Below are 25,827 nucleotides of genomic sequence, written 5' to 3' on the forward strand. Positions count from 1 at the left end.
ACAAGTCTTCGGGGAGATGAAGAGATCTCCCCGCATGACGGGGGGATCTTTTTAAAAGGAAAGAGTAAGATTTTAGGGAAACTCACCGAAAAGCGGCCGGATTCAAGAGACGAAGCGTTGCATACCTTTTCGGTGGATCTTAGGAGGTTCGTTGGTGTTAGCCATTGTAAGCGTCATAATCAGTTATTTGCTTGGTTCGATCAGCTTTAGCTTTCTTGCGGGAAAATGGTTGAAGGGGATCGACATTCGCAAGCACGGGAGCGGGAACGCCGGGGCGACGAATACGTTGCGCGTTCTGGGAAAAGGCCCGGCGATTGCCGTTTTGCTGCTGGATGCGCTCAAAGGCGTGCTTGCCGTTTGGGTCGGCATGTGGCTTGTAGAAGGTAATGTTTGGGTTGCCGTAGCATGCGGGCTGGCAGCCATTATCGGCCATAATTGGCCGGTCTACTTCGGTTTTCGCGGCGGTAAGGGCATTGCGACAACGGTTGGCGTCATGGCGACATTGGCGTTTCTTCCTCTATTGATTGCGGGCATCATAGCTATTCTAACGATTGCGATTACCCGGTATGTTTCGCTCGGATCGCTGTTGCTGACAAGTCTGCTGCCGATCATCATCATCCTGATGGATAAACCGATGCCGCTTCTTTGGGCCAGCCTGGTGCTCGCCGTATTTGCGTTTGTGCGCCACCGCACGAATATCGTCAAGCTTGTACAAGGGAAAGAAAATAAGCTGGGCGCTAAAAAGCAATAAGAAAGCAGCATCATTAAAGGAATGGGAGGAAACGTGTTGAGCAAAAAAATGTGTGTGCTCGTCGCCGGCAGCTGGGGGACGGCACTTGCTTCCGTTCTGGCCGATAACAACGCGGACGTGACGCTATGGACGCGAAATGCCGCGCAAGCGGAGGAAATCAACACGCTACATACGAACGGCCGCTTTCTAAAAGGCGCAACGCTTCATCCGAACATCAAGGCGACTACGGATATGGAGGACGCGCTTCGCGATACGGACGCCGTTCTGCTTGCGGCTACCTCTGCGGCGATGCGCGATGTCGCTTCGCGAATGAAGCCGTTCGTGAAACCGGACACGCTGCTGATTCACGCTACCAAAGGATTCGAAGCGGGCACTCTCAAGCGGATGACGGAAGTTATCGCGGAAGAAATCCCGCAAACCGATCCCGATCGGATCGTCGTCCTGTCCGGCCCGAGCCATGCCGAGGAAGTGATCGTTCGCTGTCCGACTACCGTCGTCGTCGCAGCGAAATGTCTGGAGGCGGCGGAGGCGGCACAGGATTTGTTTATGAACGCGAACTTTCGCGTCTATACGAATCCGGATGTGATCGGAGTCGAAGTAAGCGGCGCGCTGAAAAATATTATCGCGCTTGGCGCTGGAATGAGCGACGGACTCGGCTTCGGCGATAACGCGAAGGCCGCGCTTCTGACGAGGGGATTAGCGGAAATCTCCCGGCTGGGCGTAGCGATGGGCGCGAATCCGTTTACTTTTGCCGGGCTCGCGGGCGTCGGGGATCTTGTGGTTACGTGTACAAGCCGGCACAGCCGCAACTGGAACGCTGGAAACCGGCTGGGGCTGGGAGAAACGGTTGAGGAAGTGCTGCAATCGACGGGAATGGTCGTAGAAGGCATCAAAACGACCAAAGCGGCGTATGGGCTTTCCCGCGAATACAAGGTCTCCATGCCGATTGCGGATGCGCTCTACAGGGTGCTGTTCGAAGGTAAAGCCCCGCGTATGGCCGTTGAAGAATTGATGGGACGCGTGCGCACGCACGAAATCGAAGAACTAACGACCGTTTCATGGACCGGCGAAGAGCCTACACCATAAAGGCATCCGACTCATACAATACTCATACCTAAGCCGATGGGAGGAGTATGGATGAGCGGAAAGGATATTTCCAAGAACATATTGAATACGGTGAAGAGCAAGACCGGCAAATCGGTTTCGGAGAAAGATATCAACAAACTGGCGAGCACCGTCAAGCCTTCGACCATGCAAAACGAAGCACAGCTTCGGCAGCTGATCAAGCAGGTGTCCGGTTTGGTCAACATCAACGTTCCGGAGTCGACCGTTAACGATATTGTCAATGCGGTCAAAAACAGTCAATTGAACCCGAATAACCTGGAACAATTGATGAAAATGATATCCAAAAAGTGAACATTGAGCATAAGGCACGCCTTCAGGCGCGCCTTATGCTTTATTTTTTTGCGGTGAGAATGGTATAATCAAACGGGTTGAGTTGGAGAATAGGTGGGTTGTAGACAATGAGCAGTATGGATAAAATGTGGGCGACGATGTATGCAATCGGCTTTATGGTCATCGCTTCGCTGTTAGTCATGTACGCGCGCTATAAGATTAAATACGCTTGGCTTCGCGTGCTGATCATCATTATTGCCTTTATCTTATTGGTGTATGGAGTATTGCTGGCGCTGGCCGGATTGCTTTAACCCCGCGAAGCGGCGAATCGCAACGCAGCATCATCCGAGTATTTGGAACGCAGCTTGAGAGTGAGGAACGTAAAATGATTGAATTAAAAGGGAAACGCGTACATAAAACGGTACCGGCAGAACCCGGCATGACAATCTTGAAGCTCGCACTTAAGCATGATGTCGAGTGGGGGCATCTGTGCACGCGGGGAACATGCTGCCGCTGCAGGTGTCTGGTTACGACAGGTATGAATCATCTCGCCGCGCCGACGAATGCGGAGCTGGATGCGCTTGAACCGGAAGAAATCGAAGAAGGCTACAGACTGGGCTGCCAGGCTGTTTTAACGGGAGAAGGGCCTGTGTCCGTTGCAAACAAAACGTATTTCTAACAGGATAAAGAACGAACTATTTTGCGATGGGAAAGGTTTGACGAACATGGTGTTGTCCGAATCGATCGTACAAGCATTGGCTGCGCTGCACGACCGGCTGAAGCCTGCGAACGTAAAGTGGCTGGTGGGCGGGAGCTGCGGCCTGCTGCTGCAAGGCGTGCCGATCGGCCGCGAGCCGCGTGATTTGGACGTTTATATGGATGAAACCGATGCGATCCCTTTTCACCATGCGCTTAAAGACTTGGCGATGGATGCTCCGCAATTCAGCCGCACGCCGATCTACGAATCCGTCCTGAGCCACTATGCGGTTCCAAGCGTACAGCTGGAAGCTGTCGGCGGATTTCGGGTGCAGGCATGCGGCGCCGAATACCGAGTGGAAATCGGGTCGCTCTTATATGACTTCGGATTTCAAGCGGAAGCTGCAGGTCGGCGTATACCGTTAATGCCGCTGGCGCATGAATTTCTTTTTAACATCCTTAGAGAACGTCCCGACCGCTACGAGGCTATCGCCCCGGTCATCAAGGGGGATTTAGCGTTACATCTTCCGCCGCTTATCGCGATTATCGGCCGGAACCTCATCTCGGCTGAACTGCTCGAGCGGATGAACGGTTTGCTCGGCGTATCGCTACAAGAGAGGATGGCGGTGAAAGATGCCGGAGGTACATTTTCTGCCGGACGATAAACGGGTCCAGGTACGTCCCGGTACGACGCTGCTCGATGCCGGACGCAAAGCCCATGTCAATATTCGCACCCGTTGCGGTGGAAAAGCGGCTTGCCTCATGTGTAAGGTCAAAGTCGACGGCGGGATCGGACTGGCGAAGGCAAACCGGAACGAGGAGCTGAAGCTCGGTTCTTTGCTTGACGAAGGCTACCGTCTTGCTTGTCAGGCAAGCGTTGCCGGCCCCGTCACCGTACTCGTGCCGGAGGATCCGCTCAAGGCTGCCGTACGGGCGCAGCTTCAAAAGCAAAAAGAAGAGGAATGGTAGCTGCTCTCCCAATGGATAAACCATATTGCGGGGAACAGCTTGAAGGAGGCAGGACAATGATTTCCCGAATGACTGAAATCGCTCAGCGAGCAAACCGAGGGCTGCTCTGGAGGCTGGGCGTCACGGCCGTATTTCTGGTGCTGTTATCGGGCTGCATGTATCGGGGAGAGGTGCAAAAGGGGTATTCTTTGGCATCGGGTGAATATTTGACGGTCGTGCAGAACGCCGTCGATACGTACCGGAAAGCGACCGGCGTGCTCCCAATCAAAACGAAACCTCAAGAAACGCCGCTCTACGAAAAATATTTGATAGACTTCAAGAAGATCAAGGACCGTAACATGATCAGCACGGTGCCGACGAACGCCTTTGAAAACGGAGGGACGGCTTTATATGTAATCGTAGACGCCGAAACGAAGCCGACCGTTAAGCTGATGGACTTGACCGCCTATCAGAAGGTTGTCCAGCTGCAAGCGGACGTAGATGCATACAAGGCTAAGAAAGACGTTCTTCCGCTAGGCAGCCAAGTTGCGCCGTCCATGTATTCGCTTGATTTCGATAAGCTGGGCCAGAAGATGGAACAGTTTCGAAGCCCGTATTCCAATCAGTTCTTGACGGTCATCCTTAGCGAATCCGGCCAGGTAGCGATCGATTACGGCCCGGAAATCATGAAGCTGATCAACAAAAAGTCGATAAAGCCGGATCCGTCGCAGGATCTGAGATCTCTGCTCGTAGAGGAAGGCTTTTATGTTCCCGTCCGTTCTTTTCCTTATTATTGGTCCGATAATCAGCCCGTCGTCAAGCAAGAATAGCCGAAGCCCTAGGCGCATGCATGAGCATGCCCGAGGGCTTTTTTTTTGGAAAAAGAGGCATCTTTTTACGAATAGGAGGAGAGGATCGCTCATATAAGTTATTCGGAAGCCGTTAAACGGCAGCGCCGAAAGGTATACGAGGAGTTGATAGGATGTACAAAAAGTAGTCATATTCTTTGCAAGACGACATATATTTTTACTAGTCAAAAAGATTGTACGAGTGTGGTCGCATGGCGAGCCCGAAGGAGCGTCCTTTACCGGTTCGTGCTTCGGTCACCGGCATGTTTCATCTTAACCTGTAGGAGGGATCTCTTTGGAAAAAGTGGACATCTTTAAAGACATTGCCGAACGGACCGGCGGGGATATATACCTGGGGGTCGTCGGTGCAGTCCGCACGGGTAAATCGACCTTTATCAAACGCTTCATGGAGACCGTCGTGCTGCCGAACATCAAGAACGAGTCGGACCGTATACGCTCGATTGACGAGCTCCCGCAAAGCGCGGCAGGCCGCACCATCATGACGACGGAACCGAAATTCGTGCCAAATAATGCGGTGCAAATAACGGTGGCCGAAGGCTTGAACGTCAATATCCGGCTCGTCGATTGCGTGGGCTATGCCGTCGAAGGAGCCAAGGGCTACGAAGACGAAAACGGTCCCCGGATGATATCTACGCCGTGGTTCGACGAGCCGATCCCGTTCCAGGAAGCGGCCGAGATCGGTACGCGCAAAGTCATTCAAGAGCATTCCACGCTCGGCGTCGTCGTCACGACGGACGGCAGCATTGCGGAAATTCCGCGTTCTTCTTATGTTGAGGCAGAGGAGCGCGTCATCGCCGAACTGAAGGAAGTCGGCAAGCCGTTCATTCTCATCATTAACTCGATGAAACCGCAAAGCGAGCCCGCTCAGGAGCTTAGGAACGAGCTTGCGAGTAAATACGATATTCCGGTCATGGCGATGAGCGTGGCGACGATGGGCGAAGAGGAAGTTATGTCCGCGCTTCGCGAAGTGCTCTATGAATTCCCGGTTCACGAAGTGAATGTCAATCTGCCTAGCTGGGTGATGGTGCTTCAAGATAACCACTGGCTGCGCAGCAATTTTGAAAATTCAGTCCGCGATACGGTGCAGGATATTCGCCGATTGCGCGACGTCGACCGCGTCGTGAGCCAGTTCTCGGATTACGATTTTATCGACCGGGCTGCGCTTGCCGGAATGAATATGGGGCAGGGCGTAGCCGAGATCGACTTGTATGCGCCGGATGAGCTGTACGATAAAATTTTGATGGAAGTCGTCGGTGTGGAAATTCGCGGCAAAGATCATCTGCTCCAACTGATGCAGGAATTTACGCATGCCAAGCGAGAATACGATCAATTCGCCGAAGCGCTTGAGATGGTCAAAACGACCGGCTACGGCATCGCGCCGCCGACGCTTGCCGAAATGGCGCTCGACGAGCCGGAGCTGATCCGGCAAGGTTCGCGGTTCGGCGTCAGGCTGAAAGCGACGGCGCCGTCCATTCACATGATCCGCGTCGATGTCGAGTCGGAATTCTCGCCGATCATCGGAACGGAGAAGCAAAGCGAAGAGCTGGTGCGGTACTTAATGCAAGACTTTGAGGATAACCCGCTGAAAATTTGGGAATCCGACATATTCGGCCGTTCGCTCCACTCCATCGTTCGCGAGGGCATTCAAGGCAAGCTGGCCATGATGCCGGACAACGCCCGTTACAAGCTTCAGGAGACGCTTGGGCGCATCATCAACGAAGGTTCCGGCGGTTTGATCGCGATTATTTTGTAGTTCCCAACCGAATAGAATCGCCAAGGGACGCTAATAACGACTTACTTGTTATGGCGTCTCTTTTTTTGTGCGGAAAGCGCCTAAAGTGAAGTATTGCAAAACGAAGCCTGCTATAATAAGATAAATTTGTTCGTTTTCGCTGCTGCATACGTATATTTTAGGCTGAAACGGTTAACACAGAAAGTAAGAGTATGCACTTAACGCATATGGGGAGGTGAAAGCTGTGAACAAATCTGAATTGATCAACAAGGTTGCCGAAATTTCCGACATCTCCAAGAAGGATGCAACGAAAGCGGTTGAAGCCGTTTTTGAGGCGATTTCCGATGCGCTGCAAAGCGGAGATAAAGTACAATTGGTAGGCTTCGGTAACTTTGAAGTTAGAGAACGCTCGGCACGCAAAGGACGCAACCCGCAAACGGGCCAAGAGATTGAAATTGCCGCCAGCAAAGTGCCTTCGTTCAAACCGGGTAAAGCGCTTAGAGACGTCATTCAATAAGCCGCCGGTTTCCGTTACATACAGGTTTGACCTAACTGGCCGTCTTCCATGAGGAAGGCGGCTTTCTATTTTTAATAGGGAGCTTGCGGGGCTTTGGTATACAGCGCTTACAAACTCGGATTCTACGCTTGACGATTTCTCGAATATCATATAAAATCTTCCTTGCAGCATAGGTTTAGCATCGTCGGGGTATAGCGCAGCCTGGTAGCGCGCACCCTTGGGGTGGGTGAGGTCGCACGTTCAAATCGTGTTACTCCGACCATGGAGAAGACATCGTAAATTCGATGTCTTTTTCTCATTCATGCGAATTTCTTGATCTACGAAAGGGAGAGAGTCGATGCCGAAGAAGGCCAATATCGGATGGAACCCGCTTGATTGGACGATGATTGGCATTGTGGTTTCCATCTACTTGACGTGGCGCATCGGCGTCGTCGGCGGCTGGAGCGAGGAGTGCTGGATTTTACTGCTCTTGTGTCTGGTTGGGATCAGGGCGGATCAAGCGGATATCGAATGGCGAAAGTTTTTTTGGGCCGGTATCCCGCTGCTGGGCATATTTTATTATTTCTACGGCTCCGGCAATTCGTTCTGGTGGAAAATCGCCAACTGGATGTTCGAGAACAACCGGCATCCGTGGAACTGGGACGATTGGATGAACGGCATTCCGCTTAATCATGCCATGTGGGCGCGCGTCATCCACTTTCCCCTTCTCGACAGGGCGATGGTTTGGATCTACAACTACGGGTTTGTGCTTTCCTTATGGATCTGCATCGTACGCAGCTTCTGGACCAGGAGCGTCAAAAAAATGCTGTCTTATGCGCTATCCGGCCATCTTCTCCAGTTTCCGCTCATCCTGCCGTTCTACAATCTCATTCTGCTGCGCGAGGTATGGTGGGTGAAGGGTCAGCCGGATTTGCTCAAAAGGACGTTTGCCGATCAGAACGAGCTGCTTGTAAGCGTCATGAATTGTTTTCCGAGCATGCATACGTCCATCTCTTTCGCGATGCTGCTGCTTGCTTTGCGGGAGAAAGATTTTATTTTCAAATGGCTGATGGTCGTGTATTGCTCGGCTATTATTTTCTCGACGATGTATTTGCAAATTCATTGGGTGCTTGACGTGATTGCGGGCATGGCGTTCGCATACGGCGTAGTGAAGCTGGCCGATTTCCTGATCCGCTTCGTTTCGGCCAGGCTGCCCGTGCGGCTGCTGTCCTTCTATGGAACGAAATCGGCAAATGCGAAGATGGAGACGTCCGCTTAATGGCTTTGTTGACTTTGTAGGCGTTTTCCATCATCATAAGAGAAGCGCAAAGGGGATTGGCAGCCGTTTAAGGCATGATTTAACGGGGGAGGCGAGAAGGTTGGAAACAAGTCAAAGCGATTATTTCGTCGTGAAAGCGAAGGAAAACGGGGTTCAGGTCATCGGTCTCACCCGTGGTCAAGATACGCGGTTTCACCATACGGAAAAGCTGGATAAAGGGGAAGTGATGATCGCGCAATTCACCGATCATACATCCGCCGTCAAAATCCGCGGTAAAGCGGTCGTGATCACGAAGCACGGCATGATCGAAACCGATCAATAATTTGCTCCTGCAGGCATAGCCTGCTTTTTTTCGTTGTACAATGGGTAATAGATACAGATAAGGCAGACCTATTTTCGGGAGGGATTGCGTACGATGAGCAAGCTTGCCGGGATTGGGACCGCGCTGTTGATATCCGTATGTATTGCCCTTGCGATGTCCATTGCATTTAGGGGATCGACGGACAGTACAGGAGCGCTTGCGGCGAATCGGTCTCCCGTTCCAACGTTATCCGACGACAATATGGTCGATATGCTGAGCGCTCTTCCGCTCCAGTTGTCCATCAAGAAGGCGGACTGGCATCAGTCCGTGCTTTCGGTCGATTTGCTGATGCCCTCCGCGGCATCCGGTATCGAGCGCGTTTACCGGGATCTGTACACGTTGTCCGAATTCGGATTCCAGACCTCGAACGTGCGTCAGGTGCTAGTGCGGGTGCTGGAAGGACGCAAGGAAGCAGGCGCGGCAGAATCAGGCTATCCGCTGCTTGTCGCCATGGATGCCCGCAAAGCGAGCCGCAGCAGCTCGTGGAAGCGCGAGGGAGAGGGCGCTCAAACGCTGCAGGATTACTTGCAGTCGCATTATCGCATCACGTACACGAAAAAATGGCAGACGTCCTGATGGGTATCGTTCCCTTGGGCTTACAGGATATGGGTAGGTGCCGGACGAAATGCGCGGGCTGAACGATTTCCTGCCCGCGGAACGTGCGGCAGGTTACCTGTTGTGTTATAATGAGTTGCTGTAGATTTTTTGCTATCGTTCGGAGGCTCTCGATGACTACGTTTCGAATTCATGAAATGGCTAAACCATACATCGATTACGATATGATTCGCATCCATACGGAGCTGCCGGATTTTCCGGAGCTGCGGACTCGTCTTTTGTTCGCGTTCCTCGGCAGCAGCGGAACAAATGCGGACAATCGTGAGGTGTATGCGCTGGCGACTTCGCTCGTGCAGATGGGACTTGACACCCACGACATGGTTCCGATCACGAATGTCGCCAAGGAGAAGGCGGAAGCCCGCTCCCGGCAGCTTAAAGTGCTGGCAGGCGATTATTTTAGCTCGCGTTTTTATCAATTGCTGGCGCAAGCGGGGCAGATCGAGATGATCAGGCTGTTATCCCAAGCGGTATGCGAAGTGAATCGGATGAAGATGAACTTCTATAACTTGGTCAAGCAGCTCAAAATGACGGCAGAGGAATATTTGCTTCAGTCGACGAGCATTCGTTCCCAGCTGTTTTTGTCGTTTACGCGGGGGATGGAAGGGCTAGGCCAGAAGCTGTGGCCGGATATCCTGATCAGCTTTACGAGATGCGAATTGATCTCGAACGAGCTTGCCCGATTGGATTCGCTGCAGAACATTCGCGGCAGTTGGGCATACTGGCATATTATGCAAGCCGGAACGCGCGAAGACAAGAAGATCCTGCAAGCCGAAGAGTCCGATCTTTCGAGAACGAAGGCGATTTTACACAAGTACAATATTAGCTCGCAGCTGTATCATATGCTGGATACTCAGGTCAAAAGCCTATGGGAACAAATCCGGCAGCTGGACTCGGAGAAATTCGGCGAAGAGCTGTTCAAGATCGTGGAGCCTTTCGCGAGTTACCTGAACAGGCAAAAAGTGCTGTTGGAAGAGCTACAAGGGGATCTGCGATGAAATCGAAAGAGCAATTTGTGCATTCCGTCTTCGAGCGGATTGCGCCCAAATACGATTTGATGAATTCGGTGCTCAGCTTCCGCCGGCACAAGTATTGGCGAAAGTTTACGATGGCCAAGCTGAACGTGCGGGAAGGCAGTGCGGCGATCGACGTTTGCTGCGGAACGTGCGACTGGACGATCAGCCTGGCTCAGGCAAGCCGAAGCGGGCCGGTTGTCGGACTCGACTTCAGTCAGAATATGCTTGACTTCGGTGCGGAGAAGGTAAATGCTCTCCATCTGGATCAGCAGATTACGCTAGTTCGCGGCAATGCGATGAGCCTTCCTTATGCCGACGATTCGTTCGATTACGCGACGATCGGTTTCGCTTTGCGCAATGTGCCCGATCTCGTTCAGGTGCTGAAAGAAATGCAGCGCGTGGTCAAGCCGGGTGGGCTTGTCGTTTCGCTTGAGCTTTCCAAACCGACGTGGGAGCCGTTTAAATCCATTTATTATTTTTATTTTCAGAAGGTGCTGCCGCTTATCGGTAAAATGCTCGCCAAAAGCTATGAGCAATACAAGTGGCTGCCGGAGTCGCTGAGAAGCTTCCCGGACCATAAGCAGCTGGCGAACATTTTTCGCGAGGTCGGATTGGAGAAAGTGGAAGCTTACCCGCTCACCGGGGGCATCGCTGCGCTTCACATCGGCGTAAAGGCGAAAACGATGCGGGAGTGAGCTCATGACTAATAAAATTAAAGTATTTCTAGAAATGATTAAAATCGAGCATACGCTTTTTGCGCTGCCGTTCGCGTATATGGGCGCTTTGCTCGGATCGGTCGCAACAACCGGAGAGCTTCCGTCATGGGTGCAAATCGGCTGGATTACGCTAGCGATGGTTGGGGCCCGCAGCGCGGCTATGGGACTGAACCGCGTCATAGACAAGGCGATTGATAAGAAAAACCCCAGAACCGCCATGCGGGCGATTCCGGCGGGGCTATTATCGTCGATCGAAGTGATCGGATTTATTATCGTTTCATTCGTTCTGTTGTTTATCGCAACATCGCAGTTAAGCTCGTTATCGATGAAGCTGCTTCCGCTTGCCGTATTTTTTCTCGTTATCTATTCGTATACGAAGCGCTTCACATGGGCATGCCATTTGATACTGGGACTGACGATCGGACTTGCGCCGCTTGGGGCATGGGTGGCGGTAACGAACGAGTTTAGCGCGGCATCGCTTGTTTTGTACGTCTCCATCGCACTGTGGATCGCGGGCTTCGACGTCATATACGCCTGTCAGGATACGGAGTTCGACCGGAACGAGAAGCTGCATTCGATTCCGAGCCGTTTCGGCGTGGCCAAGGCGCTCCTTTTTGCCAAGGCGTTTCATTTGCTGACGGCGGTTGGTTTGATGTTCGTCTTTTTTATGACCGATTTGAGTTGGGTGTATTTCGCGGGCTTAGTGATCGCTTACCTGATCTTGTTCTACGAGCATTGGATCGTATCGCCAAGCGACTTAAGCAGGTTGCAAACCGCATTTTTCACGATGAACGGCGTTCTTAGCGTCGTAGTGTTTGCATTCACATTGATCGATTTGGTGGTGCAGCGATGGACAAGCCTTGGGTAATCGGAATTACGGGAGCGAGCGGAGCCCCTTACGGCGAGCTGCTCTGCCGTCACATGCTTTCCCTTGGCGAGACGGTTCATCTCGTCATTAGCGATGCCGGCTGGCGCGTGCTGCATGACGAGCTCGGCTGGAACGTTTCCCGCCGGCAGGAAACGCTGGAACGCCAGTTTGGCGAACTGCCGGGCAAGCTGATCTATCACCCGAATCAGGACATCGGCGCAAGCATCGCTAGCGGAAGCTTCCGGACGAAGGGGATGGTCATCATCCCCTGTTCGATGGGGACATTGTCGGGAATCGCGCACGGCTCGTCCGACAATTTGCTGGAGCGGGCGGCAGACGTTATGCTTAAAGAGGGAAGACGGCTCATCATCGTCCCCCGTGAAACGCCGCTTCATGCGATTCACTTGGAAAACATGCTGAAGCTGTCCCGTCTAGGCGTAACGATCATTCCCGCGATGCCGGCTTTTTATCAGCAGCCGAAGTCGCTTGACGACATCGTGCGTTTTCTGGTCGGCAAAGTGCTGGATACGATGGACGTGGATCACGAATTGTTCAGAAGATGGGGCGAGGACAATGGGACATCATGAGCGCATAAGCATCGGGCGCATTAACTATACGAACGTTTGGCCGATTTTTCACCATTTTCCGGAGGACCGGTTTGCCGGGGAAGTGTTGTTCAGCCTCCAGGTTCCTACGGGGCTTAACCGGGCGATGGCCGCAGGAGAAGTCGATATGGGGGCGATGTCCTCCTTCGCTTACGGGGCTAATTTCGACGACTACATGCTCTTTCCGGGCTTATCGGTAAGCGCGTTAGGTCGCGTGAATTCGCTCCTGTTATTTCACAGGGAGCCGCTCGAGAAGATCGCCGGCGGCACGTTTGCGTTATCGACGGCTTCCGCCACGACAGTCAATCTTTTGAAAATTTTGCTTAGTAAACGGTTTGGAGCAAATCCTACTTACATCTCCATGGCGCCTTCGCTGGAAGCCATGATGGCTGCAGCGGACGGCGCGCTGCTGATCGGCGACGATGCGATACGCGCCAGTTGGGCTGACCACGGCTACATGGTGACGGATCTCGGCGAGTTGTGGAAGGAATTTACAGGCGAGTGGATGACATTTGCTGTATGGGCCGTCCGCAAGGATACGATCCGTCGCAATCCACAGCTCGTGTCGCGGATTCACGAAGCGTTTCAATGGAGCAAGGAACACGGGCTTCGTCATCCGGAAGGCATGATTGCCAAAGCGCAGGCGACGATCGGCGGTACGGAGGCTTACTGGCGCGGGTATTTCAGCCAGCTGACATACGAATTCGGGCCTGATCAATGGCGGGGACTGTCTTTATATTTCCGCTACGCGAAGGAGCTCGGACTGCTTGAACGCGATGTGCCGATCCAAATATGGGAAGAGCTTCCCGCAAAGTAAGTAAGTACCGAAGTCATGCTTCTCTAGGGTGGAAATCTTAGTCTTTCCGGGGCTCCCCGCAAAGTGCTCGGAATAAGCTTCGGAGGCACGCTTCACTTTGTGGGGATTAGTATATACTACTGTCGATCAGGTGAACGAATGAAAATTGTTGACATCTACACGCGTCTCAAAAAAGATCTGAATGCCATCGAAAAAGAGCTTGAAGCGAGCATCTATTCCGAGCATGCTATGCTTAAGGAAACGTCGCTTCACCTGCTTAAGGCGGGCGGAAAGCGGATACGTCCCATATTTGTGTTGCTGTCCGGGCAGTTCGGCTTGTACGAGATCGATAAAATGAAGAAAATCGCGGTTCCGATGGAATTGATCCATATGGCGTCTCTCGTTCATGACGATGTCATCGACGATGCCGAAACGAGGCGGGGCCAGCTTACCGTCCGCTCCAAATGGGACAACCGGATCGCCATGTATACGGGCGATTACATTTTCGCCAAGGCGCTTAGCGTGGTTACCCAGCTGAGCAATCCGAGGGTTCATCAGATCATGTCGCATGCGATCGTCGAGATGAGCATCGGGGAAATGGAGCAAATCCGCTACTTTTTTCATTCGAGCCAGCGCGTAAGGGACTACTTGCTTCGGATCAAAAGAAAAACGGCGCTGCTCATTGCAATCAGCTGCCAGTTGGGCGCAATCGCGGCCGGCGCGCCCGAGGCCATTTCCCGCAAGCTGTACGACTTCGGCTACTATGTCGGGATGACGTTCCAAATTCGCGACGACGTGCTCGATATTTGCGGCACCGAAGAGCAGATCGGCAAACCGCCGGGCAGCGACATCAAGCAGGGGAATATTACGCTTCCCGTTCTGTATGCATTACGGCAACCCGGGCTTCGAGACCGGCTGCTTGCCGAACTGGATCGTATCCGGAAGCTGGACGGACAGACGGATGTAAGCGAGTTTTTGCAACTTGTGCGCGGCAGCGGCTGTATCGAACAGGGGGAGAGGCTTGCGGAGCGTTACATCCAGAAAGCGATCCGATCGCTTGACGGTCTGCCCGATATTCAAGCCAAAAAGGATCTTGTTCGCATTGCCCACTTCGTGGCGAGCCGCACCAATTAACGGGTTTGCGATCAGGCCGACCGCCTGGTCGCGCTTGGCAAACCGCGTGCAAGTTGACTTGCTGTACCAACGTAGGATACACTGCATCATGCAGGTTCCGATACATAATCATAACGAATTCAAGGAGTGGTCACTATGGAAAAAACATTTCTGATGGTAAAACCGGATGGCGTACAACGCGGCCTGATCGGCGAGATCGTCAAACGCTTTGAGCAAAAAGGATTTCAGCTCGTCGGCAGCAAGCTGATGGTCATTACCCGCGAGCAAGCGGAATACCACTACGAAGAGCACAAAGGCAAAGGCTTCTATGAAGAGCTCGTAAGCTTCATTACGTCCGGTCCTGTGTTCGGTATGGTTTGGGAAGGCGATCAAGTCATTACGCTGTCCCGTACGATGATGGGCAAAACGAATACGCTTGACGCGCTGCCTGGAACGATTCGCGGCGACTTCGCCGTGCATACGGGCCTTAATATCATTCACGGCTCCGACTCCGTAGAGAGCGCGGAACGCGAAATCAACAATTTCTTCAAGCCGGAAGAAATCGTTTCGTACAGCAAAGACGTTAACAAATGGGTTTAGTATAAATCCCGCAAAGTGAAGAGTATGCTGACGTAGCGTATTCCTATTACTTTGCGGGGCCCTGGAAAATGCTCCGACGAAGGAAATTGGAGGATTTTGTCGAACTAGAAGGAAAATCACGCTCCCGTATCGAACTATTGGGATAACTCGCAGCTTGCGGTTATGTCGACAGCTTGATCAGGAGCGTGATTTGTTTTGATGGAAGACCGCGATTTCTCGTTATTCGTACAAAAAATGAAAAGCTTTACGACGATCGATCTGAATTTGTACAAGGAAGCGCAAATGAAACGGAGATTGACGACGCTGCGCAATAAGCGCGGCTATACGTCGTTTACCGAGTATTTTGAGGCGCTGGCGAAGGACAAGGCGCTGCTTCATGAATTTTTGGACCGGATGACGATCAACGTCTCCGAATTTTGGCGTAATCCGAACCGCTGGGAAGTTCTGGAGCAGAAATTCATTCCGGAGATGATGCGCGCCTCGCGTCGGCTGAAGGTTTGGAGCGCCGCTTGCTCGACGGGCGAAGAGCCTTATACGCTGGCGATGATTCTGGCAGAGGCAAAGGTGCTGTCCGACTCCACGCTAATCGCTACGGACATCGATGACGGAGCGCTTGAGAAGGCGCGTACCGGCGTTTATTTTGACAGATCCGTCCGCGACGTACCGGTTAATTATTTGCGAACCTATTTCCGCCCGGATAACGCGTTATATCATATTAGTCCCGATCTTAAGAAGCATATCAAGTTCCAAAAGCAAAACCTGCTGACGGAGCGGTTTGAGTCCGGCTTCGATCTGATCGTCTGCCGGAATGTGCTGATTTACTTTACGGAAGAAGCGAAGCATCTGTTGTACCAGAAATTTGCCGACGCTTTGCGTCCGGGAGGCATTCTGTTCGTCGGGAGCACCGAGCAGATCTTCACGCCCGCCCAGTACGGACTTGAGACGGCGGAGACGTTTTTTTACCGAAAAAAATAAGCGCAGCGTATAGCCCTTTCCAAAAATTCCTATACTAGGGATAGCTGGCAAGAGGCCATTGTGCTTATGTCTTTTGCCGAATGCTCGAGGAGGGCTTCCCCCATGGACAAGCGGAAGGTGATCAACGCCTACCGAAGAGGTTTTATTTCGATGAAAGAATGCGCGCAAATTCTCGGCATCGATTCGATGCAAATCATGGGAATGGTGAACGATCCGAAGCATGCGGAACCGGCAAGGATTCTTCAGCGGCATTCTTGAATTAACGCTTGTTTCCTGCGATGCTTTGATGCGGCGAATGGTTTGGCATAACCGAAAAGCGTGCTGTCCGGCGGCCGAGCCGGGCGGCATGTTTTTTTTCATTTTATTAGAAAGTATAACGTGGAAGCCGCTCTAAATCTCGGTAAACGCGCTTGTCCCTAAAAGGACGGGGAAGCCGTCTATCCTTAATATCCCGGAAAGATAAATGTTTCGCTGATGGTTCGATTTCACGGTAAACGTCCGGCATCAAAGACGCCGAAGGGCGTTTATCCTTGTTTGCGTATAATTGAAAGCGATTCCATTACTTGTCGTTCCTTGTCAAACCGGAATGCCTATACTATAATGAGCACATAAAAGCGCTAAAGCGCTCGAATGACGCGATCGGAAAGAACGAAACCGGATGCTTGCGATTTGTTTTGCCTGAATGACAGCGCCGCGGCGCTAACGAATGAGTTCGGACAGGCAGAATGATTAGGCTTATGCTTGGGATGTTCGTTTGACGATGCTTAGGGGGAACTTACAATGAGATATTTGACAGCCGGCGAGACGCACGGTCCGCAGCTAACCGCCATTATAGAAGGAGTACCGAGCAATTTGCCGCTGCTTCCCGATTCCATCAATGAGCAATTGGCACGCAGGCAAAAAGGATATGGCCGCGGATTGCGGATGCAAATCGAGAAGGACGCCGCCAATCTGGTCGGAGGCGTACGCCATGGGATGACGACCGGAGCGCCGATTGCGCTCGTCGTCGAGAATAAAGACTGGACGCACTGGACGAAAGTCATGGGCGTCGAACCGGTAGACGAGGATAACGAAGGACGCCGCCGCATTCACCGTCCGCGCCCGGGCCATGCCGATTTGAACGGCGGCCTGAAATACAACCAAAAAGATCTGCGCAATATTTTGGAGCGCTCGAGCGCCCGCGAAACGACGGCGCGCGTCGCATGCGGAGCGATTGCCCGCCAGCTTCTGGCACAATTCGGCATTAAGACAGCCTGTCATGTCGTACGTATCGGCGAAATCGTCGCCCAGCGTCCTGAATTGACGATTGACGAATTGAACGAGGTTACCGAAGAATCGCAAGTACGCGTCGCCGACAAAGAAGCGGAAGCCAAAATGATCGCCGCGATCGATGCGGCCAAAGCCGAAGGCAATACGCTCGGCGGCGTCGTCGAGGTCATCATAGAAGGCGTGCCGGTCGGCCTTGGAAGCCACGTGCAATGGGATCGCAAGCTTGACGGACGGATCGCGCAGGCAGTCGTCTCGATCAATGCGTTCAAGGGCGTGGAATTCGGCTTGGGTTTTGAAGCAGGCAGCCTGAAAGGCTCCGAGGTTCACGATCCGATCATGCACGAAGAAGGACGCGGGTTTTACCGCGCCAGCAACCGTGCTGGCGGCTTCGAAGGCGGTATGACGACCGGTGAGCCGATCGTCGTTCGCGGAGTTATGAAGCCGATCGCAACGCTGTATAAGCCCCTGCCATCCGTGGATATCGACACGAAGGAGCCGTTCACTGCCCAGGTTGAGCGTTCGGACACTTGCGCAGTGCCGGCAGCCGGCGTCATTATGGAAAATATCGTAGCTTGGGAAGTTGCGAATGCTTTCCTCGAAAAATTCGGCGGCGATTCGATCGAAGAAATCCGCGCGAACCTGGAAAACTACAAAAAACAAGTGGAGCGTTACTAATATGCGCGAACTGACGGTTGATCTGGGGGATCGCTCCTATCCGATCTACATCGGACAGCATTTGCTGAACGACATCGCGCCGCTTTTCGAGAAGCACGGGATCCGCAAGGGATCCCCGCTTCTGATCGTATCGGACGACCGCGTGGCGCCGCATTACTTGCAGCCCGTCACAGGACTTCTTGAGGCGGGGGGATACACGGTTTCCTCCTATATCGTACCTGCCGGGGAGAAATCGAAATCGCTCGCCGTGCTGGAGCAAATCGTAGGCGTCGCGCTCGAAGCCGGACTTGACCGCAATTCGTCGGTCATTGCGCTTGGCGGCGGCGTAGTAGGCGATTTGGCAGGCTTCGTAGCCGCCAGCTATATGCGAGGCGTACGGTTCGTTCAGATTCCGACGACGATCCTCGCGCATGACAGCAGCGTCGGCGGGAAAGTAGCGGTCAATCATCCGCTCGCCAAGAACATCATCGGCGCGTTCCACCAGCCGGAGCTCGTTCTTTACGATACGGCAACGCTGCAAACGCTGCCGGAGCGGGAAGTGAAGGCAGGGCTGTCCGAGATGATCAAGCATGGCTTGATTTGGGATGCGGCGTTCGCTTCCTGGTGCGAAGAGAATGCGGACAACTTGCTAGCGCTAGATCCGGAGGCGCTGGAGTACGGTTTATATCAAGGCTGCAAGGTGAAGGCCCACGTCGTTTCCCAAGACGAGCGCGAGAACGATTTGCGCGCGATTCTGAACCTCGGGCACACGATCGGACATGCGCTTGAAGCCGTTGCCGGCTATGGCGAGCTTGTGCACGGCGAAGCGATATCAATCGGCATGGTCGGGTCAGCCAGGTTAGCTCTGAAACTTGGTAATCCCGAGCATATATATGTGACAACGAAACGGATATTGGGCAAGTTCGGATTACCGACACGTTTGCCTGCGCATATGGATACCGATGCGATCATGTCGGCCATGCTGCACGATAAGAAGTTTAAAGAAGGCAAAATGGTATTCGTCGTTCCGACGGACATCGGCAAAGTGGAAGTCAACAAAAACGTATCCGCCGACCTCGTGAGGGAAGTCGTGGAACAATTGAAGCAGGAGGCGTAAGGCGATGTGGGTTCGGGGAATTCGCGGTGCGACAACCGTGGAGCTTAACGAGGAGAAGCAAATTTTGCAGGCTACGGCGGAAATGCTTCATGAAATCGTAGCGGAGAACGGGGTTGTACCGGAAGACATTTGCAGCGTATTCGTCACGACGACGACGGATTTGGACGCGGCGTTTCCGGCAAGAGCCATCCGCCAACTGGAAGGATGGGAGCTCGTGCCGATCATGTGCTCCGTGGAAATTCCGGTACAGCCAAGTTTGCCGAAATGTATCCGACTGATGGTACATATCAATACGCCGAAAGCGCAGAATGAAATCCGACACGTGTACTTGAACGAAGCGAAGCGGCTTCGTCCGGATATCGTAAAGCAATAATCAGAAATGGCTTGACGATTTCAGCGGCGCAGGTGTATAGTTGACGTAGTTGAGAGAGTTAGCAAGCAGGAAAGAGTAGAGCAGTTGAGCGCAGTGCAAGCAAAGAGAAGACAAGAAGAGTAGAGCATAGCTGAGTGGAGTCGAGCATAGAAGAGTCGAGCCGAGTGTCTTCGTACGGGGATCTTTTTCGCCGTTTGCGAGTCATTGCTGTTGATTTTGGCATCGTTCATTCTACTATCGATTTTAATCAGAACCTCTACTTTCGGGTAGAGGTTTTTTATTTATTTCGCTTAATGGGGAAACTCCCCTATAGCCCTATTGTTCCATCCAGATTGCCGCCGATAAGGAGAGGTGCCCATGTATACGCCCGAATTAACCGAAGTGATCCGACTCGCCAAACAGTACAATGTCATTCCGGTCGTACGCGATTTGCTCGCCGACACCGAAACGCCGATCCGTCTTTTTCAACAATTTTATGACAGCAAGCACGCGTTCTTGCTGGAAAGCGTAGAGGGCGGCGTTAAATGGGCGCGTTATTCGTTTATCGGCTCCGATCCTTTTCTCATGATTACAGCGAAGAACGGCAAAATATCGATTACGAACGAAGCGGGAACGACAGTTACCGCGGAAAAGCCGCTTGAAGTTCTTAAAGCCTATCTGCGCGCTTACTCGAGCCCTCCGCTGCCGAATTTGCCGCGTCTGACGGGCGGAGCGATCGGCTTCTTCGGATACGATCTGCTGCAATATTACGAGAAGCTGCCGAAGCACAAGATCGACGATCTGCAAATGAACGACATTCAATTTATGTTCTGCGATCAGATTATCGTTTTCGATCATTTCAAGCAGCAAATCAAAGTCATCGCGAACGTTCATATCCCGCAGCACGGAACGGACGCGGACATAGCGCGCGCGTATGAGGCGACATGCCGCAAAATCGACGGCATGATCGAACGGCTAAGACGGCCGCAGCTGCAGCTGCACGCAGCGAACCGGTCGATCCCGGAGGATGTGGAGCTAGGCGTCATTCAGTCCAATCAAACGAAGGAATCGTTCATGGCGAATGTCGAGCAGGCCAAGGAGTACATTCGCGCCGGCGACATTTTCCAAGTGGTGCTTTCGCAGCGCTTTGAGATCGAAACGGATGTTTCGCCGCTTCAGGTGTACCGTATGCTGCGGACGATGAATCCGTCCCCCTACATGTACTGCTTGAAGATGGACGACGAGGTCATCGTCGGCACATCGCCCGAGATGCTCGTTCGGGTTGAAGACGACAAGGTCGATACGAGGCCGATCGCAGGCACGAGGCCGCGCGGCAAAACGCCGGAAGAGGATTTGGCGCTGGAAAAAGATCTGCTCGCCGACGAGAAGGAACGCGCGGAGCATCTGATGCTGGTCGACCTGGGACGCAACGATATCGGCCGCGTCGCCGAGTTCGGTACGGTGAAATGCGATTCGTTCATGGAAATCGAACGTTACTCCCACGTCATGCATATCGTCTCGAACGTGACAGGCAAAATGCGCAAGGATAAAGACTTCTACGACGCCTTCATCTCCTGTATGCCTGCAGGCACCGTATCGGGCGCTCCGAAGCTGCGCGCGATGGAAATCATCGCAGAGCTGGAGAACGAAGCGCGCGGCGCTTACGCCGGAGCGATCGGTTACCTTGGATTCTCGGGCAACATGGATACGTGCATCACGATTCGGACGATTATTTTCAAGAACGGCAAAGCTTACGTTCAAGCCGGAGCCGGCATCGTATGGGACTCCGTTCCGGAGAAGGAATACGAAGAAACGGTCAACAAGGCGAAAGGGATGTTGAAGTCGATCCGGATGGCGGAAGCGGTGTTCCTGTCCGAGAAACAGCCGCAAGCAGCCGTTATCAATAGCGATTACTAACAGTAAAGATTAATGGTTATGGGGCCCGCGCAAAGCTACAGGATTAAGCTTCGAAGTTTGACTTTGTGGGGATTAATTTAGAGTGAGGGGCGTTACGGATGAGTACGTTTACGGTGCAGCAAGCGATCGCCAAAATCGTCGGCGGCGAGCATCTCCTGCGCGGCGAAGCGCGCGAAGTGATGTCGGTAATCATGGACGGGCAATCGACGCCGTCGCAAATCGCAAGTCTAGTGACGGCTTTAAGAATGAAAGGCGAAACCAGCGAAGAGATTACCGGCTTTGCCGAGACGATGCGAAGCAAAGCAAGCCGCGTACAGACGGCTGACGGGGATTTGCTGGACGCGGTCGGAACGGGCGGGGACGGCTCCAATACGTTCAATATTTCGACGGCGTCGGCACTCGTAGCCGCCGCAGGCGGCATTCGCGTAGCCAAACACGGCAACCGCGCCGCAACGAGCAAAACGGGGAGTGCGGACGTCCTTGAAGCGCTTGGCGTCAACATCCAGCTGAACAACGAGCAAGCGGCCCGTTGCCTGGACCAGATCGGCATTTGCTTCATGTTCGCTCAGGTATTTCATCAATCGATGAGGCATGCGGCCGTTACGCGCAAGGAAATCGGCATTCGGACGATATTCAACCTGCTGGGTCCGCTAACGAATCCGGCCGGTGCCAATCTGCAACTGCTCGGCGTCTACGACCGGAATAAGACGGAGCTGCTTGCCGAAGTCATCAAAGCACTGGGCATGAAGCGCGGAATGGTCGTGTCGAGCCACGACGGGCTTGACGAAATCAGCATTTCGGCGCCGACCCGCGTAACGGAGCTGAAAGACGGCGTGCTGCGGACTTACGACCTGACGCCCGACGAGCTCGGTTTACGGGCAGCCGGCATCGAAGCGGTCAAAGGCGGAGACGCGCAAACGAATGCGGATATTATCCGCCGTATATTGGACGGGGAACGCGGCGCTTACCGGGATATCGTGCTGGCCAACGCCGGCGCATGTTTCTATGTGGCAGGCCGTTGCTCCACCTTGCAGGAAGGTGTAAAATTAGCAGCGTCGGTCATCGACATGCGGCTTGCGAGTGACAAGCTGCAGCAACTAATCGCATGTACGGGAGAACTGAGCCATGTTTCTTGATCGGATTGTCGCTACCAAACAGAAGGAAGTTGAAGCGCTTGCGGCGCATTTCTCATTAGCCGAAGCGGAGAAAGAGATCGCCGGCATGCCGGCATGCCGCGGATTTATACGCGCGCTCACCGAAGGGCGCAACCGCAATATGGGGCTTATTGCCGAAGTCAAGAAGGCTTCCCCATCCAAGGGCTTGATCCGCGAGGATTTCCATCCGGTGACGCTTGCCAAGGCATATGAGCAGGCGAAGACGGATTGCATATCCGTTCTGACGGACACCGATTATTTTCAAGGCAGCAACGCTTACCTCAGGCAGGTGCGGGAAGCCGTCGGCGTTCCGATCCTGCGCAAGGATTTCACCACCGATTACCGGCACATTTATGAAGCGCGGCTGATCGGCGCGGATGCCATATTGCTGATTGCCGCCATCCTTACGACGGAGCAGATGCGGGACTATTTGCAGCTGAGCCGGGACCTGGGACTTGACGCGCTGGTGGAAGTGCATGACGAAGAAGAGCTTAGCCGCGTGCTGGAGCTGGATGCACAGCTGATCGGCATTAATAACCGGAACTTGAAGTCGTTCGTCACCGATTTGAAAACGACCGAGCAGCTGATCGGGATGATTCCGAAAGGCAAAACGATCGTAAGCGAGAGCGGAATTTCGCGTCCGGAGGAGATCGCCTACTTGAGCTCCGTCGGCGCTCATGCGGTGCTGATCGGGGAACATTTTATGCGGCAGCCTGAAGTAACGCAAGCGGTACACGACCTGCTGGATGTGCCTGCGGCGGGCGGGGTGGTTTAACGTGGGTTCGCAAATAGCGGCTGCCACAGTCAAAATATGCGGCATCCGTACATACGGCCAGTTGCAAAGCATCATCGATTTGCCGATCGATCATATCGGCTTCGTTTTTGCCCGCAGCAAGCGTCAGGTGACGGCCGATGAAGCGGCACCGATGGTGGAGCTGCTGAGCAAGAGGCGGGAAGCAGGGACTGCTCCGCTTAGCGTAGGGGTGTTCGTAAACCCTACGCTTGAGGAGCTGCGCGCTGTAATGCGGCAAGCGCCGCTGGACGTCATCCAGCTGCACGGGCAAGAATCTCCGGCTTTCTGCGCCGAGGTGAAAGAAGCGTTCGGCTTCCAAGTATTCAAAGCGCTGCCGATCGCAAGCGGGCAGGAGAAGGAAGGGGGCGCTTCGGCAGGCTTGTCCGGCGAAGGCGTTACCGACGAAGAGAGAATTGAGCATCTGCTCGGTCCATACCGCGGGACCGTCGACGCCATCCTGCTCGATACGTATGATCCGGTGATCGGGGGCGGCTCCGGCCAAACGTTTGCTTGGGACCGCATCCCTCCGTATTTAAGCTGGACGAAGTCTGCAGGAATGAAGCTGATCGTGGCCGGAGGGCTGCACGCGGGGAATGTCGGCGATCTGATCGGCGAATATTTGCCGGACGGGGTGGATGTTTCGAGCGGAGTGGAAACGGACGGCATCAAAGATATCGATAAAATTGCAGCATTTGTGGAAAGGGTGAAGTCATCGTGAAGCAAGTACCTGACGAACACGGGCGGTACGGCCAATTCGGCGGCCGTTATGTGCCGGAAACGTTGATGAATGCGCTGATTGAGCTGGAGGAAGCGTATAAGAAATATTCGCAGGATCCCGATTTTATTGCGGAGGTAGACGGACTGCGCCGCAAATATTCCGGCCGTCCTACGCCGCTCTACTACGCGGAACGCCTGACCCAAACGCTGGGCGGTGCCAAAATTTATCTGAAGCGCGAGGATTTAAACCATACGGGCGCTCACAAAATCAACAACGCCATAGGCCAAGCCGTTCTTGCCAAACGGATGGGCAAAACGAAAGTCATCGCCGAAACCGGCGCAGGTCAGCATGGCGTGGCTACCGCAACGGTGGCGGCGCTGCTGGGGCTGGAATGCAAGGTATTCATGGGCGAAGTCGATACGAAACGGCAGCAGTTGAACGTTTTCCGCATGAACCTTCTCGGCACGGAAGTCGTTCCGGTTAAATCCGGCAGCCGCACGCTGAAAGACGCATGCAACGAAACGCTTCGTTACTGGGTGAGCCACGTTGAAGACACGTATTATATTTTGGGCTCCGTTACCGGCCCTCATCCTTACCCGCTCATCGTACGCGATTTCCAGAGAGTCATCGGCGACGAAACGAGAGCGCAAATGCTGGAAACGGAAGGCAGGCTGCCCGATGCGGTCATCGCCTGCGTTGGCGGGGGCAGCAATGCGATCGGTATCTTTTATCCGTTCGTAAACGATGAATCCGTTCGGCTAATCGGGGTTGAAGCGGCAGGCAAAGGCGTAGATACGGAGGAGCATGCGGCTACGTTTGCCAAAGGGCGGCATGGCGTGTTTCAAGGCTCGCTCAGTTACGTGCTGCAGGACGAATACGGCCAAGTTACGGAAGCCCACTCGATATCGGCAGGCCTGGACTATCCGGGCGTAGGGCCGGAGCATGCTTATTTGCGCGACTCGAACCGTGCGGAATACGTGCCGATTACCGACAAAGAAGCGCTTGACGCACTCCAGCTCCTGAGCCGCACGGAAGGCATTATTCCGGCGCTCGAAAGCTCGCATGCGCTCGCTCAGCTGATTAAGGTCGCTCCTACGATGTCCAAGGACGAGATTATCGTCGTCAACCTCTCCGGACGCGGCGACAAGGACGTGGAAGCGATTATGAGCTATTTGGGAGGTGGCGAGCATGAATCGCATTGATCAGACGTTTGCCAAGCTTCGCGAAGCGAAGAAAGCGGCGCTCATTCCATTTCTGACGATCGGCGATCCCGATGTGGGGACATCGGTCCAAATCATTCTTCAGATGGAGCAAGCCGGAGCCGACATTGTCGAACTGGGCGTCCCTTATTCGGATCCGCTAGCGGACGGGCCGGTCATCCAGCGTTCATCGGAACGCGCGCTTAAGCATAAAATCAACATCCTTGACTGTATGAAGGTAGCTCGCCAATGCCGAGACGCGGGTTCGCAGCTTCCGTTCATTTTGTTCACTTACTACAATCCGGTGCTGCAGTTGGGGCTCGCCAATTTCTTCGAGCTGCTTAGGGAGAATGACATCAGCGGGATGATCATTCCCGATCTGCCTATTGAAGAAAGCGACGAGGTTTACCAGCTTTCCGTAAAGTATAATATCCATCTCGTGCCTCTGGTGGCGCCTACTTCCAAAGACCGCGTTGCCAAAATCGCCGCGCAAGCGGCCGGATTCATTTATTGCGTATCTTCTTTAGGCGTTACCGGTACCCGCTCTAGCTTTTTCGGCGGCATTGAAGATTTTATCGGTTCGGTTAAGCAAGCGTCCGACATTCCAGTCGCTATCGGCTTCGGCATCTCGAGCAGGGAGCATGTCGCGCGGTTCGAAGAGATGTGCGACGGCGTTGTCGTCGGCAGCGCGATCGTGCGCAAGATCGAAGAAGCAGGGCCACTATTGGCGTCGCCGGCTACGAAAGAAGAAGGACTTGCGCAAATCCGCGAGTTCGTTAAACAGCTGAAAGGGTAAGCGAATTCCCGTCATTCCGAGCGAATGGCG

The 25,827-nt window shown here is 53.5% G+C and carries 31 protein-coding genes and 1 tRNA gene; all 32 read left to right on the top strand.

What is annotated here, in order from left to right; genetic code table 11:
* Positions 1-151 precede the first annotated feature (151 nt).
* The 32 genes from plsY to trpA all read left to right on the top strand — a co-directional run bounded on the left by plsY (position 152) and on the right by trpA (position 25,797).
* Complete coding sequence (gene plsY, locus ACKGJP_RS15880; RefSeq protein ID WP_409346590.1) at positions 152-751, top strand: glycerol-3-phosphate 1-O-acyltransferase PlsY; 600 nt, start codon at positions 152-154, stop codon at positions 749-751.
* 36 nt (positions 752-787) lie between these two features.
* Positions 788-1,837 carry an NAD(P)H-dependent glycerol-3-phosphate dehydrogenase gene (locus ACKGJP_RS15885; RefSeq protein ID WP_409346591.1) on the top strand — a complete coding sequence of 350 codons (1,050 nt, stop codon included), beginning with the start codon at positions 788-790 and terminating at the stop codon, positions 1,835-1,837.
* Between the two features lie 51 nt (positions 1,838-1,888).
* Positions 1,889-2,167, top strand: coding sequence for a stage VI sporulation protein F (locus ACKGJP_RS15890; protein ID WP_409346592.1), 279 nt, complete (start codon positions 1,889-1,891; stop codon positions 2,165-2,167).
* Positions 2,168-2,274: 107 nt separating this feature from the next.
* A complete protein-coding gene (locus tag ACKGJP_RS15895; protein WP_409346593.1) occupies positions 2,275-2,457 on the top strand; it encodes a DUF2768 family protein in 183 nt (60 codons plus the stop codon).
* Positions 2,458-2,531: 74 nt separating this feature from the next.
* Positions 2,532-2,825 (top strand): 2Fe-2S iron-sulfur cluster-binding protein, encoded by a 294-nt coding sequence (locus ACKGJP_RS15900; RefSeq protein WP_409346594.1) that lies wholly within the window; start codon positions 2,532-2,534, stop codon positions 2,823-2,825.
* 46 nt (positions 2,826-2,871) lie between these two features.
* Positions 2,872-3,507, top strand: coding sequence for a nucleotidyltransferase domain-containing protein (locus ACKGJP_RS15905; RefSeq protein WP_409347177.1), 636 nt, complete (start codon positions 2,872-2,874; stop codon positions 3,505-3,507).
* Positions 3,476-3,811 (top strand): 2Fe-2S iron-sulfur cluster-binding protein, encoded by a 336-nt coding sequence (locus tag ACKGJP_RS15910; RefSeq protein ID WP_409346595.1) that lies wholly within the window; start codon positions 3,476-3,478, stop codon positions 3,809-3,811. Before ACKGJP_RS15905 ends, ACKGJP_RS15910 begins: the two co-directional genes overlap by 32 nt.
* Before the next feature lie 56 nt (positions 3,812-3,867).
* Positions 3,868-4,620 (top strand): hypothetical protein, encoded by a 753-nt coding sequence (locus ACKGJP_RS15915; protein ID WP_409346596.1) that lies wholly within the window; start codon positions 3,868-3,870, stop codon positions 4,618-4,620.
* Positions 4,621-4,933: 313 nt separating this feature from the next.
* A complete protein-coding gene (gene spoIVA, locus ACKGJP_RS15920; protein WP_409346597.1) occupies positions 4,934-6,412 on the top strand; it encodes a stage IV sporulation protein A in 1,479 nt (492 codons plus the stop codon).
* A gap of 223 nt (positions 6,413-6,635) precedes the next feature.
* Complete coding sequence (locus ACKGJP_RS15925; RefSeq protein WP_409346598.1) at positions 6,636-6,908, top strand: HU family DNA-binding protein; 273 nt, start codon at positions 6,636-6,638, stop codon at positions 6,906-6,908.
* A gap of 185 nt (positions 6,909-7,093) precedes the next feature.
* Positions 7,094-7,170, top strand: a tRNA-Pro gene (locus ACKGJP_RS15930).
* A 75-nt stretch (positions 7,171-7,245) separates the two neighbouring features.
* Positions 7,246-8,166: a phosphatase PAP2 family protein gene (locus tag ACKGJP_RS15935; protein ID WP_409346599.1), complete on the top strand. Its 921-nt coding sequence runs from the start codon at positions 7,246-7,248 to the stop codon at positions 8,164-8,166.
* Between the two features lie 100 nt (positions 8,167-8,266).
* Entirely contained in the window at positions 8,267-8,488 is a 222-nt protein-coding gene (mtrB, locus tag ACKGJP_RS15940) for a trp RNA-binding attenuation protein MtrB (protein ID WP_409346600.1), read from the top strand.
* A 93-nt stretch (positions 8,489-8,581) separates the two neighbouring features.
* Positions 8,582-9,103 (top strand): hypothetical protein, encoded by a 522-nt coding sequence (locus ACKGJP_RS15945; RefSeq protein ID WP_409346601.1) that lies wholly within the window; start codon positions 8,582-8,584, stop codon positions 9,101-9,103.
* Between the two features lie 152 nt (positions 9,104-9,255).
* Positions 9,256-10,137: a heptaprenyl diphosphate synthase component 1 gene (locus ACKGJP_RS15950; protein ID WP_409346602.1), complete on the top strand. Its 882-nt coding sequence runs from the start codon at positions 9,256-9,258 to the stop codon at positions 10,135-10,137.
* Complete coding sequence (locus ACKGJP_RS15955) at positions 10,134-10,850, top strand: demethylmenaquinone methyltransferase (RefSeq protein ID WP_409346603.1); 717 nt, start codon at positions 10,134-10,136, stop codon at positions 10,848-10,850. The genes ACKGJP_RS15950 and ACKGJP_RS15955 overlap by 4 nt, the downstream gene beginning before the upstream one ends.
* Positions 10,851-10,854: 4 nt before the next feature.
* Positions 10,855-11,739 carry a UbiA-like polyprenyltransferase gene (locus tag ACKGJP_RS15960; RefSeq protein WP_409346604.1) on the top strand — a complete coding sequence of 295 codons (885 nt, stop codon included), beginning with the start codon at positions 10,855-10,857 and terminating at the stop codon, positions 11,737-11,739.
* Positions 11,721-12,326 (top strand): UbiX family flavin prenyltransferase, encoded by a 606-nt coding sequence (locus tag ACKGJP_RS15965; protein WP_409346605.1) that lies wholly within the window; start codon positions 11,721-11,723, stop codon positions 12,324-12,326. The genes ACKGJP_RS15960 and ACKGJP_RS15965 overlap by 19 nt, the downstream gene beginning before the upstream one ends.
* Positions 12,313-13,161 (top strand): menaquinone biosynthesis protein, encoded by an 849-nt coding sequence (locus tag ACKGJP_RS15970; RefSeq protein WP_409346606.1) that lies wholly within the window; start codon positions 12,313-12,315, stop codon positions 13,159-13,161. Before ACKGJP_RS15965 ends, ACKGJP_RS15970 begins: the two co-directional genes overlap by 14 nt.
* A 138-nt stretch (positions 13,162-13,299) precedes the next feature.
* Entirely contained in the window at positions 13,300-14,274 is a 975-nt protein-coding gene (hepT, locus tag ACKGJP_RS15975; protein ID WP_409346607.1) for a heptaprenyl diphosphate synthase component II, read from the top strand.
* A gap of 135 nt (positions 14,275-14,409) precedes the next feature.
* Positions 14,410-14,853 (top strand): nucleoside-diphosphate kinase, encoded by a 444-nt coding sequence (gene ndk, locus ACKGJP_RS15980; RefSeq protein WP_409346608.1) that lies wholly within the window; start codon positions 14,410-14,412, stop codon positions 14,851-14,853.
* A 198-nt stretch (positions 14,854-15,051) separates the two neighbouring features.
* A complete protein-coding gene (locus ACKGJP_RS15985; RefSeq protein WP_409347178.1) occupies positions 15,052-15,828 on the top strand; it encodes a CheR family methyltransferase in 777 nt (258 codons plus the stop codon).
* Positions 15,829-15,930: 102 nt separating this feature from the next.
* Complete coding sequence (locus ACKGJP_RS15990) at positions 15,931-16,086, top strand: hypothetical protein (RefSeq protein ID WP_409346609.1); 156 nt, start codon at positions 15,931-15,933, stop codon at positions 16,084-16,086.
* Positions 16,087-16,608: 522 nt separating this feature from the next.
* Positions 16,609-17,772, top strand: a complete 1,164-nt coding sequence (aroC, locus tag ACKGJP_RS15995; RefSeq protein ID WP_409346610.1) for a chorismate synthase — start codon at positions 16,609-16,611, stop codon at positions 17,770-17,772.
* Between the two features lies 1 nt (position 17,773).
* Complete coding sequence (gene aroB / locus ACKGJP_RS16000; RefSeq protein WP_409346611.1) at positions 17,774-18,868, top strand: 3-dehydroquinate synthase; 1,095 nt, start codon at positions 17,774-17,776, stop codon at positions 18,866-18,868.
* Between the two features lie 4 nt (positions 18,869-18,872).
* A complete protein-coding gene (gene aroH, locus ACKGJP_RS16005) occupies positions 18,873-19,241 on the top strand; it encodes a chorismate mutase (RefSeq protein WP_409346612.1) in 369 nt (122 codons plus the stop codon).
* 357 nt (positions 19,242-19,598) lie between these two features.
* Positions 19,599-21,137 (top strand): anthranilate synthase component I, encoded by a 1,539-nt coding sequence (gene trpE / locus ACKGJP_RS16010; protein WP_409346613.1) that lies wholly within the window; start codon positions 19,599-19,601, stop codon positions 21,135-21,137.
* 98 nt (positions 21,138-21,235) lie between these two features.
* The gene (trpD, locus tag ACKGJP_RS16015) at positions 21,236-22,273 is read left to right on the top strand and encodes an anthranilate phosphoribosyltransferase (protein WP_409346614.1); all 1,038 of its coding nucleotides are present in this window, start codon (positions 21,236-21,238) and stop codon (positions 22,271-22,273) included.
* Complete coding sequence (gene trpC / locus ACKGJP_RS16020; RefSeq protein WP_409346615.1) at positions 22,263-23,066, top strand: indole-3-glycerol phosphate synthase TrpC; 804 nt, start codon at positions 22,263-22,265, stop codon at positions 23,064-23,066. Before trpD ends, trpC begins: the two co-directional genes overlap by 11 nt.
* Positions 23,038-23,802 carry a phosphoribosylanthranilate isomerase gene (locus ACKGJP_RS16025; RefSeq protein WP_409346616.1) on the top strand — a complete coding sequence of 255 codons (765 nt, stop codon included), beginning with the start codon at positions 23,038-23,040 and terminating at the stop codon, positions 23,800-23,802. Before trpC ends, ACKGJP_RS16025 begins: the two co-directional genes overlap by 29 nt.
* Positions 23,799-25,004, top strand: coding sequence for a tryptophan synthase subunit beta (gene trpB, locus ACKGJP_RS16030; protein ID WP_409346617.1), 1,206 nt, complete (start codon positions 23,799-23,801; stop codon positions 25,002-25,004). The genes ACKGJP_RS16025 and trpB overlap by 4 nt, the downstream gene beginning before the upstream one ends.
* Positions 24,991-25,797: a tryptophan synthase subunit alpha gene (trpA, locus tag ACKGJP_RS16035; RefSeq protein ID WP_409346618.1), complete on the top strand. Its 807-nt coding sequence runs from the start codon at positions 24,991-24,993 to the stop codon at positions 25,795-25,797. Before trpB ends, trpA begins: the two co-directional genes overlap by 14 nt.
* Positions 25,798-25,827: the final 30 nt, after the last annotated feature.

Source organism: Paenibacillus litoralis (assembly GCF_046244365.1).
In the GTDB taxonomy this organism is placed as follows: domain Bacteria; phylum Bacillota; class Bacilli; order Paenibacillales; family NBRC-103111; genus Paenibacillus_V.

Coding starts and splice junctions, on each gene's coding strand:
- ACKGJP_RS15890 (WP_409346592.1), top strand. CDS start 1,889: ATGAGCGGAAAGGATATTTCCAAGAACATATTGAATACGGTGAAGAGC.
- ACKGJP_RS15895 (WP_409346593.1), top strand. CDS start 2,275: ATGAGCAGTATGGATAAAATGTGGGCGACGATGTATGCAATCGGCTTT.
- ACKGJP_RS15900 (WP_409346594.1), top strand. CDS start 2,532: ATGATTGAATTAAAAGGGAAACGCGTACATAAAACGGTACCGGCAGAA.
- ACKGJP_RS15905 (WP_409347177.1), top strand. CDS start 2,872: ATGGTGTTGTCCGAATCGATCGTACAAGCATTGGCTGCGCTGCACGAC.
- ACKGJP_RS15910 (WP_409346595.1), top strand. CDS start 3,476: ATGCCGGAGGTACATTTTCTGCCGGACGATAAACGGGTCCAGGTACGT.
- ACKGJP_RS15915 (WP_409346596.1), top strand. CDS start 3,868: ATGATTTCCCGAATGACTGAAATCGCTCAGCGAGCAAACCGAGGGCTG.
- ACKGJP_RS15935 (WP_409346599.1), top strand. CDS start 7,246: ATGCCGAAGAAGGCCAATATCGGATGGAACCCGCTTGATTGGACGATG.
- ACKGJP_RS15945 (WP_409346601.1), top strand. CDS start 8,582: ATGAGCAAGCTTGCCGGGATTGGGACCGCGCTGTTGATATCCGTATGT.
- ACKGJP_RS15950 (WP_409346602.1), top strand. CDS start 9,256: ATGACTACGTTTCGAATTCATGAAATGGCTAAACCATACATCGATTAC.
- ACKGJP_RS15955 (WP_409346603.1), top strand. CDS start 10,134: ATGAAATCGAAAGAGCAATTTGTGCATTCCGTCTTCGAGCGGATTGCG.
- ACKGJP_RS15960 (WP_409346604.1), top strand. CDS start 10,855: ATGACTAATAAAATTAAAGTATTTCTAGAAATGATTAAAATCGAGCAT.
- ACKGJP_RS15965 (WP_409346605.1), top strand. CDS start 11,721: ATGGACAAGCCTTGGGTAATCGGAATTACGGGAGCGAGCGGAGCCCCT.
- ACKGJP_RS15970 (WP_409346606.1), top strand. CDS start 12,313: ATGGGACATCATGAGCGCATAAGCATCGGGCGCATTAACTATACGAAC.
- hepT (WP_409346607.1), top strand. CDS start 13,300: ATGAAAATTGTTGACATCTACACGCGTCTCAAAAAAGATCTGAATGCC.
- ndk (WP_409346608.1), top strand. CDS start 14,410: ATGGAAAAAACATTTCTGATGGTAAAACCGGATGGCGTACAACGCGGC.
- ACKGJP_RS15985 (WP_409347178.1), top strand. CDS start 15,052: ATGGAAGACCGCGATTTCTCGTTATTCGTACAAAAAATGAAAAGCTTT.
- ACKGJP_RS15990 (WP_409346609.1), top strand. CDS start 15,931: ATGGACAAGCGGAAGGTGATCAACGCCTACCGAAGAGGTTTTATTTCG.
- aroC (WP_409346610.1), top strand. CDS start 16,609: ATGAGATATTTGACAGCCGGCGAGACGCACGGTCCGCAGCTAACCGCC.
- aroB (WP_409346611.1), top strand. CDS start 17,774: ATGCGCGAACTGACGGTTGATCTGGGGGATCGCTCCTATCCGATCTAC.
- aroH (WP_409346612.1), top strand. CDS start 18,873: ATGTGGGTTCGGGGAATTCGCGGTGCGACAACCGTGGAGCTTAACGAG.
- trpE (WP_409346613.1), top strand. CDS start 19,599: ATGTATACGCCCGAATTAACCGAAGTGATCCGACTCGCCAAACAGTAC.
- trpD (WP_409346614.1), top strand. CDS start 21,236: ATGAGTACGTTTACGGTGCAGCAAGCGATCGCCAAAATCGTCGGCGGC.
- trpC (WP_409346615.1), top strand. CDS start 22,263: ATGTTTCTTGATCGGATTGTCGCTACCAAACAGAAGGAAGTTGAAGCG.
- ACKGJP_RS16025 (WP_409346616.1), top strand. CDS start 23,038: ATGTGCCTGCGGCGGGCGGGGTGGTTTAACGTGGGTTCGCAAATAGCG.
- trpA (WP_409346618.1), top strand. CDS start 24,991: ATGAATCGCATTGATCAGACGTTTGCCAAGCTTCGCGAAGCGAAGAAA.